This is a genomic window from Acinetobacter sp. 778_lipA (assembly GCF_058242985.1).
On the sequence record NZ_JBZAYT010000001.1, the window covers coordinates 1,477,720 to 1,489,419 of the forward strand.

Sequence of the window (11,700 nt, forward strand, 5' to 3'; positions counted from 1 at the left end):
ATGAATAATTTATCGACAAAGGAATTTGTAATGGACACAACAATAACGGAATTAGAAGCACTCTGTCAGGAGATTCGAGAACGTGCTTGTACAGGCGAGTTCGATAACCAAGCGTATGTGAGTCAAGACATCATCGATAAGTTGAAACAGATTGGTGTTTATCGTGCATTGGTACCAAAACGTTTTGGTGGCAATGAATGGTCACCTCAACAATTTTGTGAATTGATTGAGCGTCTGTCTAAAGCGGATGGGTCTGTGGGATGGGTTGCGAGTTTTGGGATGAGCCCTGCTTATTTGGGTAGCCTGCCTGAAGCAACACTTGAAGAATTATATAAAGAGAGCCCAGATATTGTATTTGCAGCAGGTATTTTTCCACCGCAACCCGCAGATTTAAGAGCTGATGGTGTGGTGGTAAAAGGTCGATGGAAATTTTCAAGTGGTTGTATGGGGGCAGATATTATTGGGGTGGGGATTAGTCCACAGGTCAACAACACCACACAAGGTCTCCCACGCTTAGCAATTATCCCTGCAAAACAAGCGAAAATCGAAATGACTTGGGATACGGTCGGCTTAAAGGGAACAGGAAGTCATGATCTACTTGTGGATAATGTTTTTGTTAACAATGACTGGACCTTTATCCGTGGTGAACCGTCTAAACTTTCGGAACCATTTTTTAAATATCCATCACTGTCATTGGCAACACAGGTGTTAACTGTGGTCGGGATCGGTGTTGCAGCAGCAGCGTTGGAAGAATTCCAAAAGTTAGCACCTGGCAAATCATCCATTACAGGTGGTGCTGAAATTGCCAGTCGTCCAGTCACCCAATATGAATTTGCCCAAGTCGAAGCTGAGTTTAAAGCAGCACGTGTTTGGTTCTACGACACTATGCAAATCGTTTGGAATGAAATTATTGCAGGTGAGACTCCAACACCAGAACAGATCAGTAATATGCGCTTGTCTTGTACCCATGTTGCTCGAGTTTGCGCACGCGTAACGCGCAAAATTCAAATGCTGGCGGGCATGACTGCAATTTATACCCATAACCCATTTAGCCGTTTTGTGAATGATACCAATGTGGTGACTCAGCATGCCTTTATGGGCGATGCCACTTTACAAAATGCCGCTTTGGTGAGCTTTGGTATGCAGCCAGCACCCGGTTATTTATAAGCCGAATTTAAATAATCACGAGATGTCCAAGGATGATATGACATGAATAGCCAAATGGATTTGACCCTTATCTTACAACGCTTAGAGCAGCTCGAAGCGCAAAATGCGATTCGTAATTGTATTCATCGTTATATGGAAATTTGTGATGGATTAAATGCCAAAACTGACCTCAATGAATTAATGGATTTATTTGATCAGGACAGTATTTGGGAAGGGATTGGTGAGAAATATGCGCAATCTTTTGGTCGTTATGCTTCATGGCAAGCCATTTTTGACATGTTTAAAAGTTATACCCAAACCGAATCACATTTTGTGATGAATGCACATTTTGTCAGTTCAGAACAAATTTATATTGCAGGCGATCAGGCCAATGCAAGCTGGTTGATGTTGCAAACCTCGACCTTTCTCAATGGAGATAGCCATTTAAATGCCGCAAAACTCAGTGTGAAATTTAAACAGCAAACCGATGGTCTATGGAAGATCAAACATTTTCAGACTGAAAATATTTTTAGTCGCCCTGTGTCTCACTGGAACAGTACAGCGATATTGCCAGTACCGTCTCAGCAATAAGTTATGGATAAATTGAAAAGGATAATGGATATGAACAGTATTATTCCAATGCAGAATATTAATATTGATTACAGCGAGTTAGTTCAAAGTGATCGTGCGCATACCTCTTTATATAAAGATGCACGTGTCTTTGATGATGAAATGGAAAAGATTTATTACAGCACTTGGGTTTGGGTGGCACATGCCAGCGAAATTCCAGATGGTGGTAGCTATAAAACTATTAATATTGGTAAGCAACCTGTGGTCGTTGTACGTGACCGTAAGAAAAAAGTCCATGTATTGCTCAATCGTTGCCGCCATCGTGCAGCAACGGTATGTGAACATAAAAAAGGCAAAACCAACAGTTTTGTTTGCCCATATCACGGATGGAGCTATGCACTGGATGGTTCATTACGTGGTGTACCTTCACCTGAAAGTTATGGTGAATGTCTAGATAAATCAGAGTTTCCATTGATTAGCCTACGTGTTGAAGAATACAACGGTATGATTTTCGCCACCTTTAAAGATGATATTGAACCTTTAGCGGATTTCTTAGGTGCAGCGAAAAAATGGATTGATTTGTTTATGAAACAAGGCGCAGGTTATCCAATTAAAGTATTGGGTGAACATCGTTTCCGTTTCCCAGGCAACTGGAAAATTCAACTGGAAAACACCACCGATGCCTATCATTTTCCGTTGGTACATAAGTCATTCTTAAGTTCAGTCGATGAGAAGACTGAAGAATTATTTAATTTTGAAAATCAACCTGGCTATGTTGAAGATTTAGGCAATGGGCACAGTGTCATGGTGATGATTCCTGAACTGGTTGATTTAGATGAAGAATTGATGGAACGCCCAATTCAGGAACGTTTTGAAGAGCTCGCGCAAGCGTTACGAGATGAAGGACATGAAGAACTTGAAGTACGCCGTATTGTACGTGCTGTGGGCGGTTCTGGTTTTAACTTAAACCTGTTCCCAAACATTGCCTGTTCAATGGCTTTCTTCCGTGTCATGCAACCGATTTCAGTCAATGAAACTGAAATTCATCATTCTGTGATTACGATGGATGGTGGGCCACAGATTGCCAATCAATATCGCTTACGTCTACATGAACATTTCCAAGGTCCATTTGGTTTTGGTACACCAGATGACTCGGAAGCATGGGAGCGTGTGCAACATGGTGCCAATGCTGGTCAGGATTTATGGATCATGTTGAACCGTGGTTTACCTGGTGAAGTAAAAACTGAAGATGGCTTAAAAAGCGATGTCAGTGCAGAAACTGGAATGCGCGCTGCTTATCAGCAGTGGAAAAAGATGATGATGGCTTAAGGAGAGTAGCATGAACGTGAATTTGCAATTATTAAATGAAGTGACTGCTTTTGTTTGGGCTGAAGCTGACATGTTAGACCATAGTGAATACCGTGAATGGCTCAATCTATGGAATGAAAAAGGCGTGTATATCATTCCGATTGATCCGACACTCAAGGATTATGAAAATAATTTGAACTATGCCTATGACAACAATCATATGCGTACATTACGGGTAGAACGTTTGGAAAATGGTGAAGCGATTTCGACTGCACCCAAAGCCAATACCGTCCGTAGCGTGTCACGTATCCGTGTCGTAAAAGATGAGGATGGTGAAATCATTTTACGCTGTGCACAAAACCTCCGTGAATTCCGTAAGGAAAGCTTAAAACATTACACCGCAGATGTGATTTTTCATTTGGTTCGTAATCCAGAACAAGGCTTTAAGATCAATCGTAAAATTATCAACTTAGTCAACTCGACCGATACTTTGGCGGGTATCAGTTACATCCTCTAGGAGCGCAAAAATGAAACAGGTTGTTTTAGTCACGGGCGCAGCATCTGGTTTAGGGAATGTGATCGCCGAATATTTTGCAGCACAGGGGCATCAAGTGATTGTCTCTGCCAGCAGCTTAGAAAAGGCTGAAAATGCCAAAGCACGTAGTCCTAATGCGGAGAATATGTTTGCGTTAAAACTGGATATTTCAGTTGAGCAAGATTTTCATGCCGCAGTGCAGTGGATTCAACAAAAATTCAGTAAATTGGATGTGTTGATTAATAATGCGACGGTCACTAAGGCAACTCCTGTTTTAGAGATTACTGCAGCTGACTTTGATTGGATCACCCAAGTGAATCAGCGAGGAACCTTTCAAGCGTGTCAAATTATTGGCAAGTATATGGCGGATCAAGGCTATGGTCGTATCGTCAATATGGCTTCATTGGCAGGGCAAAATGGAGGTACTGCGACAGGAGCACACTATGCTGCAACTAAAGGTGCAATTGTGACTTTGACCAAAATCTTTGCCAAAGAGTTTGCTGCTAAAGGCGTGACTGTAAACGCCATAGCACCTGGGCCAATGGAATCACCGATTGTACACAGTGTGGTATCTGACGAAAAAATGGCGCAATTTATTCAAAATATCCCAGTCAAAGCATTAGGTAGTATGGGATTTATTGCTGAAACCTGTGCCTTGTTGGCAAGCCCAAGCGCTGCATTTGTCACTGGGGCGACGTGGGATATTAACGGTGGATTATTTATGCGTTAAGCCTTGAGCGAGATGCATAAAAGGGAGATAAATCATGGCTACACTCTATAACGTGGTTGTCAGAAACCGTCATGTAGAAGGTGGGAATGTTGCAGTCATGGAGTTTGAATCTGCAAATTCTGCCACATTACCAAAAATTGAAGCAGGTGCGCATATTGATGTGCACTTACCCAATGGTATGGTGCGTCAGTACTCACTATGCCAAAACCCAAAGGATGTTGGCATATTCAGACTGGGGATTTTACGTGATCCTGAATCGCGTGGTGGTTCAGTATCGGCTTTTGATGATTTAAAAGATGGTATGCAAATACAGGTCAGTGAACCCAAAAACCTGTTTCCATTAGTCAAAGCCAAACATGCTGTACTGGTGGGTGGGGGGATTGGAATTACCCCTTTGATCACCATGGCCTATCAATTGGTACAAGAAAACGCATCTTTTGAACTGCATTATTGCGGGGCAAGCCCAGAGCAATGTGCCTTTGTTGATGAAATTAGAAATAGTGTATTGGCGCCATTTACCACCTTTCATTTTAAATCGGAAGGGGCCAGCCATCGTGAGTTTTTTCAATCTGCCATTCAGGACATAGACAAAGCAAGCCATATCTATACCTGTGGTCCCAATGGATTTATGGATTGGGTGATTAATTTGGCTTTGACACAAAATTTTCCTGAGCAACAGATTCATAAGGAATATTTTCAGGTTGAGGTTGAAACCAACGGTGATGCATTTGAAGTTGTTGCTGAGCGTAGTGGCAAGATCATCATGGTCAATGCCGAAGAAACCATTCTGCAAGCACTGGCACGTGAAGGGATTGAGATTGAAATGTCTTGCGAACAGGGCGTCTGCGGAACCTGTATGTGCGATGTGATCGAAGGTGAGCCTGATCATCGCGATGTGTATTTTACTGATGAAGAAAAAGCCAGTAATGAACAAATACTGGTGTGCTGTTCCCGTGCAAAGTCAGCACGATTGGTACTGGATATTTAATTGCTTTTAACAGGACTAAGCAATTTCAGATACCGAGCTAAATAGGATAAAAGATTCAGGAGAGAATAATGAATTCATTAAAATCAATGGATGAAATCAAAATAGATCCAATGCAATTTAGACGGGCATTGGGTAATTTTGCTACAGGTGTGACCATTGTGACGGCACAAAATGAGCAAGGTGAGAAGGTTGGAGTCACTGCAAATAGTTTTAATTCAGTGTCTTTAGACCCACCACTCATTTTATGGAGTATCGATAAAAAATCATCGAGTTTTTCTGTATTTGAGCAAGCTACGCATTTTGCGGTAAATATTTTATCGGGTTCTCAAATTGAGTTATCCAATAAATTTTCCCGTCGCAATATCGATAAGTATGAAGGTACAAGTTATCAGGTTGGTGCAGGTCAATCACCAGTTCTAGACCATTGTTCAGCAGTGTTTGAATGTGAACGACATGAAATTATTGAAGGTGGTGATCACTGGATTATTATTGGCAAAGTCGTTAAGTTTCATGATCAAGGGCGTAGTCCGTTGGTGTATCACCAAGGAGCGTATTCAGGTGTGATTCCTCATCCATTATTACAGCTTAAAGATACTGTAGAAGCAGAAGACTTAGGCGAATTACACCAAGGGCATTTATATAGTAATGTCTGTTATTTAATGAGTCGGGCGTTTAAATTTTATCAGACCGATTATATTCCGAAGCAGTTAATCACTGGATTTCGCACCAGTGAAGCAAGATTATTATTGGTGTTAGGCAGTGGTACCGCATCCAATAAAGCAGATTTACCACGTGATATTGCCATGCCGATGCGTGAGATCGAACAAGCTGCGCTTATCTTAAAAAAAGATGGTTTATTGATTGAAACGGAAGGTTTTTTTAAGTTAACGGAAAAGGGCAAGAAAACCGCACATTATCTGTTTGATATTGCTGATAGCCATCAAAATGAAGTTTTTGAAAAATATCCTGAAAATGAAAAGGAAATTTTTATTAAAATTTTAAAAGATATTGCGGGGATTGTATAATCATCAACTGACCGACAAACATCTAGATGAATTTGTCGGTTATTTGGATTGATTGAGATAGAATTTTTAATGGTGTTGGAAAAGACAAAGCAAAGCTATTCAAGTTATTGAATCGATCTGTCCAAGAGGAATGGATATGAATCAAGCTAAAGAAAATGAAATTGTACAGTGGAAGCAATCTATTCAAAAGGTTTGTGGTAACTTTGAGACGACCTTTGATAAACAGAATAATTTATTTATTGGTGAAGTAAAGTTCTTTTTACTGGGAGAGACAGAGGTTGCTTTTATAAAAAGTAATGCCAGTCATATTTGCAGAAAAAGTGGTATGCCTGATCGAGTGAAAGATCGTTTCTGCTTTTTGGTGATTCAGTACACAGGCAAGATGCGGATTGTTTATAAAGATCAAAATATTGATTTAAATGAAGGTGAGATTACCTTACTTGATCCTGATGAAACGATTGATATGTATCCACAAGGTTTATTTAGTCATGTTTCAGTGCATTTATCGCGCGAGAAATTATTCAGGCAAGGCATTACGGTTGATCATTTTGGCAAATTAAATACTTCTAATATGAGTGGGCATTTGCTGAAAGGTATGTTGCAAAACCTATCACCTGAAAATATTGAACTTTGGTATGCAAAAGAGGATGGTAATGCTTTTGAAGATGCCTTGATTGCTTTAATCAAACCGACAATTAATTATAAAAATATTGAAATTTCCAGTCATCTCAAAATAAAAGCAGAGCGATTTATTTTTGAGCATCTCAATCAGCAAAGTTTAAATGCACAAATGATCGCAAATCACTTAGGGATTTCACTTCGGCATTTACACCGATTATTTGAACATCAACAGCAATCTGTACACAAGTTTATTCAAATGCATCGTATCGAAAAAATTCAGTATGAATTAAAAGATGGCAAAAATAAAAGTCTGTCGATTACTGAAATTGCTTTGAAGTGGGGATTTGGTGACAGTGCTCATTTCTCAAAATTGTTCCGTAAGATGATCGGGCTTTCACCGAAACAATATCGCTTAAAAGTGTAGTCGATGAATTTTTAGATCTGCTGTCAATGTCACAATTTTGCATAAAGTGAGTCACGTTTAAACAAGAACATCCGCTGTAATCATGGTGAAATCTTATTCAAGGAATTGGATGAGTAGGCAAGCATGATGCAAGCAGAATATGACTATATTATTATTGGGGCAGGGTCGGCAGGCTGTGTGGTCGCAGCACGATTATTACAAGCAAACGCAGGACGAGTGCTGGTTTTAGAGGCGGGGACGAAGGACAATAGTATGTTCCATACGATCCCAGCAACAGTGATCAAAGTATTTCAACAAAAATCATGGCCGTATATGACGGTTCCACAAAAACATTGTAATCATCGTGAAATGATTCTTGCACAAGGAAAAGTCCTTGGCGGAGGGAGCTCTGTCAATGGCATGGTGTACTGTCGTGGACAACGTCAGGATTATGATCTATGGGCATCTGAATGGGGCTGCAACAAGTGGTCTTATCAAAATGTGCTTCCATTTTTTAAAAAAGCTGAAAAAAATGAAAGCCTTGCGGATGAGTATCACGGACAAGAGGGTATTTTGCCTGTCAGTGAAAATCGTTATCGTCATCCTTTAACACTTGCCTGTATTCAAGCAGGTCAGCAAATGGGGATGAAATATGTCAATGATCTCAATGGATGGGATCAAGCGGGTGTCGGCTTTTATCAAACAACAACCCTGCATGGTGAAAGAGCCAGCACTGCAAAGACCTATTTAAAAGCGGTTGAACATCTTGCAGATATTACTGTGGTGACCGATGCACTGGTTCATAAAATCGAAACACATGCTGGTCGGGCGACAGGTGTAACCTATAGCATTGCTGGAAAACCCACTGTTACTGTGCACGCAAGCAAAGAAATTATTGTCAGTGCTGGTGCAATTGGTAGTCCAAAAGTTTTATTACTCTCAGGTATTGGTCCAAAACAGCATTTAAATGAACTGGGCATTGAATGTATTCAAGACTTACCTGTGGGTGAGAATTTTCATGATCATTTACATATGTCAGTGAATGCAACTGTTAAAACCAAGAATAGCTTGCTTGGGGAAGATCAAGGTTTAAAAGCACTACGGCACTTTTTACAATGGCGCTTTACCCGTTCTGGTTTATTAACGTCTAATATTTTAGAAGGCGGTGGCTTTATTGATACCAATAACCATGGCCGACCTGATGTACAGTTCCATTTCTTGCCAGTACTGGATAATTTTGATAATACGCCAGGTGAAAAAGCAGTGGCACAAGAACATGGTCTCACCATTAAGGTTGGACATGTACAACCCAAAGCACGAGGCAGTTTACGTTTAAGCAGTAAAGACCCAAATGCTTTGCCGATCATTGATCCAAACTATTTAGGTCATAAAGAAGATATTGATGCCAATATTCGCGCGGTTCAGACAGGGCTGCGTTTACTACAACAGCCTGCATTAAAATCTATAGTCAAAGATATTATTGAACCAGCAAATATCGATCCCGATGACATTGCTGCGATTGATCTGTGGATGCGTCAAAATATTAAAACGGTCTACCATCCAGCAGGCAGCTGTAAAATGGGCAATTCTTCACAAGACTCCGTTACTGACCAAACCCTTAAAGTATATGGTTTTCAAAATTTACGCGTGATTGACTGTTCCATTTGCCCACAAGTACCAAGTGGAAATACCAACGCCATTGCCATCATGATTGGTGAGCGCGGTGCTGACTTTATTCTAAATGCATAATTGAATCTCATAGAGATTGCTGAACCTAAATTGCCAAGATTTCTATATAGAACACAGGATAACAAGATGAACCAAGTACAAATTTTAGCGAGTGTCCAAACTTTTTTGCAACGTCAACACGGTCATTTTATTCATGGACAACATATTGAAGTCGATGATACGCGTACTCGAATTGAGCTGGTTAACCCAGCAACGGAACAGCCTGTTTCAAGTATTGCGATTGGGACTAAACTAGATGTTGAGGCCGCTGTAAACAGTGCGCAAGATGCTTTTCTACATGCTTGGGCCAATACATCACCTTATGAGCGTGGGCAAAAGCTGAATAAGCTTGCTGATCTGGTTGAACAGCATGCGGAGGAATTAGCACAACTAGAAACTTTGACTACAGGCAAGTTGATTAATCTTTCTCGACACTTAGAAGTTGCTCAGACTGTCGTGTTTTTAAGATATTTTGCTGGTTGGGCCACCAAGATTCATGGTCAAACCATGCAACCTTCTATTCCCTCAGCCAATGGTGAAAAATATACAGCTTATACAGTGCGTCAACCTGTTGGGGTTGTGGCAGGAATAGTGCCGTGGAATTTTTCCTTGATGATCGGATGTTGGAAGATTGGTTCGGCATTGACAACGGGTTGTACAATCGTGCTTAAACCTAGTGAGTTCACAACACTTTCATTATTACGTTTAGCCGAGCTTGCAATAGAAGCAGGCATCCCCGCAGGTGTGATTAATATTGTCACAGGCACAGGAGAAACTGGCCAATATTTAATTGACTCTAAAAAGATTAAAAAAGTCTCGTTTACAGGTTCTGTACCCACAGGAATTGCGATTGGTAAACAAGCGATGCATAACGATTTAACCCGTGTCAGCTTAGAACTAGGCGGAAAAAATGCAGCTGCGATTTTAGCGGATACTCAAATCGATGAAATTTTACCAACACTGTTACAAGCCAGTTTTGTCCATCAAGGTCAAGTGTGTGCAGCACCAGAACGTTTTTTTGTGCATTGCTCTAAATATGAAGAGTTTATTCAAAAAGCAGCCGGAGCTCTTCAACAATTTAAAATAGGTTCACCACTGGATGAATCCTCTATGTTTGGTCCACTTTCAAATAAGCCACATTTTGAGAAGGTTAAACATTATCTGGATCTTGCTTATCAAAATAATCAAATCATTTGTGGTGGTAAAGTCATTGCAGGAACAGGCTATTTTGTAGAGCCAACTTTATTAACAGTGCGGGGTATTGACGATCCATTATTTATTGAGGAAACATTTGGACCTGTGGTGGATGTGATTGCTTTTGAAAGTGATGAAGAGTTAATTTCAATGATGAATCATTCTCGTTTTGGTTTAACTGCAAGTATATGGACCAATGATTTGGCGAAAGCTTTGCGACTCATTCCGCAAATTGAAGCAGGCTCAGTCTGGGTGAATATGCACACATTCCTTGATCCTGCCGTTCCTTTTGGTGGTGTCAAAGCGTCTGGTCTGGGTCGTGAATTTTCAGACGCATTTATTGAGGATTACACTGAATTAAAGTCAGTGATGATCCGTTATTAAAAATGCACAATATTATTTAAACTGGCAAATCCAGTTAGAAAAAGGTAGCAGCATCAATTGCTACCTGTAGGAGGATTTTGCCTCAACAATAAGGATATTGAAGATGAATAAGAAAATACTGGGTCTGATTTTTATTACGCATACAAGTTTTGCCAGTGATCTGCCAACTGTGAATTTAGGTCTATCGAGTTTTGTAGACGGTGCAGTTCCAGCAGGTAGTGGTTGGTATGCACAAACCTATTTTCAGAATTATCGCGCGGATAGTATTCGCGATACACATGGCAACAAAATCGCACTCCCTCAGTCAGAGATTGATTATCAATCGATTGTTCAGCAAATCAGTTATATGTCAGATATCAAATTGGGCAGTGGTAATCTTGGCTTAAATATGGTGATTCCTGTGCTGGCACATGTAGATGTGGATGATGGCCTCAATAATCAAGCTATTAAAGCAAATAGGGGACTGGGCGACATTATTATCGGCCCTTTTATCCAATTTGATCCAGTGATGGGGCAAGACGGGCCTAAGTTTTCCCATCGTTTTGAATTTCAAATTAATTTACCTACAGGTGAATATGATCATAATAAGGATATAAACCCTAGTGCCAATGCAGTGTCACTTGATCCATACTGGGCTGCAACCTATTGGCTGAATCCCAAATGGACACTTTCGACACGCTTACACTATCTTTATAACTTTAAGAATAATGATCCAAATTATAGTTTTGGGAATGCTGAAGACATAAAGGCTGGGCAAGCGTTACATGCCAACTTTGAAAGTAGTTATGCAGTCACACCACAGCTTCGGTTAGGAATAAATGGATATTGGCTCAATCAAATCACAGATACACAGGTGGATGGTGAAAATGTCAAAGGACGACGTGAACAGGTATGGGCGATCGGTCCAGGGGCGATGTATAGTTTTTCTCCCCATGACCATCTTGTTGCAAATGCTTATTTTGAACAAGATGCAGAAAATCGACCACAAGGGACCAGTATGATTTTTCGGTATGTACATCATTTTCAAAAATGATGGATTTGATAAGCTTTAAAATCGAAACAGCCCAA

At 40.4% G+C, this 11,700-nt stretch carries 11 protein-coding genes; all 11 read left to right on the plus strand.

Annotated elements, in window-relative coordinates; all coding sequences use genetic code 11:
- The 11 genes from AC4CUY_RS06940 to AC4CUY_RS06990 all read left to right on the plus strand — a co-directional run bounded on the left by AC4CUY_RS06940 (position 1) and on the right by AC4CUY_RS06990 (position 11,665).
- Positions 1-1,167 (plus strand): acyl-CoA dehydrogenase family protein, encoded by a 1,167-nt coding sequence (locus tag AC4CUY_RS06940; protein ID WP_490773862.1) that lies wholly within the window; start codon positions 1-3, stop codon positions 1,165-1,167.
- Positions 1,168-1,209: 42 nt separating this feature from the next.
- Positions 1,210-1,737 (plus strand): nuclear transport factor 2 family protein, encoded by a 528-nt coding sequence (locus AC4CUY_RS06945; RefSeq protein ID WP_490773863.1) that lies wholly within the window; start codon positions 1,210-1,212, stop codon positions 1,735-1,737.
- Positions 1,738-1,767: 30 nt separating this feature from the next.
- A complete protein-coding gene (locus tag AC4CUY_RS06950) occupies positions 1,768-3,045 on the plus strand; it encodes an aromatic ring-hydroxylating oxygenase subunit alpha (RefSeq protein ID WP_490773864.1) in 1,278 nt (425 codons plus the stop codon).
- Positions 3,046-3,055: 10 nt separating this feature from the next.
- Positions 3,056-3,541 carry an aromatic-ring-hydroxylating dioxygenase subunit beta gene (locus AC4CUY_RS06955; protein WP_490773865.1) on the plus strand — a complete coding sequence of 162 codons (486 nt, stop codon included), beginning with the start codon at positions 3,056-3,058 and terminating at the stop codon, positions 3,539-3,541.
- Positions 3,542-3,551: 10 nt separating this feature from the next.
- Entirely contained in the window at positions 3,552-4,289 is a 738-nt protein-coding gene (locus tag AC4CUY_RS06960) for an SDR family NAD(P)-dependent oxidoreductase (RefSeq protein WP_419360181.1), read from the plus strand.
- A gap of 34 nt (positions 4,290-4,323) precedes the next feature.
- On the plus strand, positions 4,324-5,277 hold the full coding sequence (locus tag AC4CUY_RS06965; RefSeq protein ID WP_004721592.1) for a PDR/VanB family oxidoreductase: 954 nt from the start codon (positions 4,324-4,326) through the stop codon (positions 5,275-5,277).
- 65 nt (positions 5,278-5,342) lie between these two features.
- A complete protein-coding gene (locus tag AC4CUY_RS06970; RefSeq protein ID WP_390883196.1) occupies positions 5,343-6,302 on the plus strand; it encodes a p-hydroxyphenylacetate 3-hydroxylase reductase component in 960 nt (319 codons plus the stop codon).
- Between the two features lie 136 nt (positions 6,303-6,438).
- Positions 6,439-7,347, plus strand: a complete 909-nt coding sequence (gene feaR / locus AC4CUY_RS06975; protein WP_336954099.1) for a transcriptional regulator FeaR — start codon at positions 6,439-6,441, stop codon at positions 7,345-7,347.
- 126 nt (positions 7,348-7,473) lie between these two features.
- Positions 7,474-9,075 carry a GMC family oxidoreductase gene (locus tag AC4CUY_RS06980; RefSeq protein ID WP_490774660.1) on the plus strand — a complete coding sequence of 534 codons (1,602 nt, stop codon included), beginning with the start codon at positions 7,474-7,476 and terminating at the stop codon, positions 9,073-9,075.
- A gap of 66 nt (positions 9,076-9,141) precedes the next feature.
- On the plus strand, positions 9,142-10,632 hold the full coding sequence (locus AC4CUY_RS06985; RefSeq protein ID WP_224965224.1) for an aldehyde dehydrogenase family protein: 1,491 nt from the start codon (positions 9,142-9,144) through the stop codon (positions 10,630-10,632).
- 103 nt (positions 10,633-10,735) lie between these two features.
- Positions 10,736-11,665 carry a SphA family protein gene (locus tag AC4CUY_RS06990; protein WP_490773866.1) on the plus strand — a complete coding sequence of 310 codons (930 nt, stop codon included), beginning with the start codon at positions 10,736-10,738 and terminating at the stop codon, positions 11,663-11,665.
- Positions 11,666-11,700: the final 35 nt, after the last annotated feature.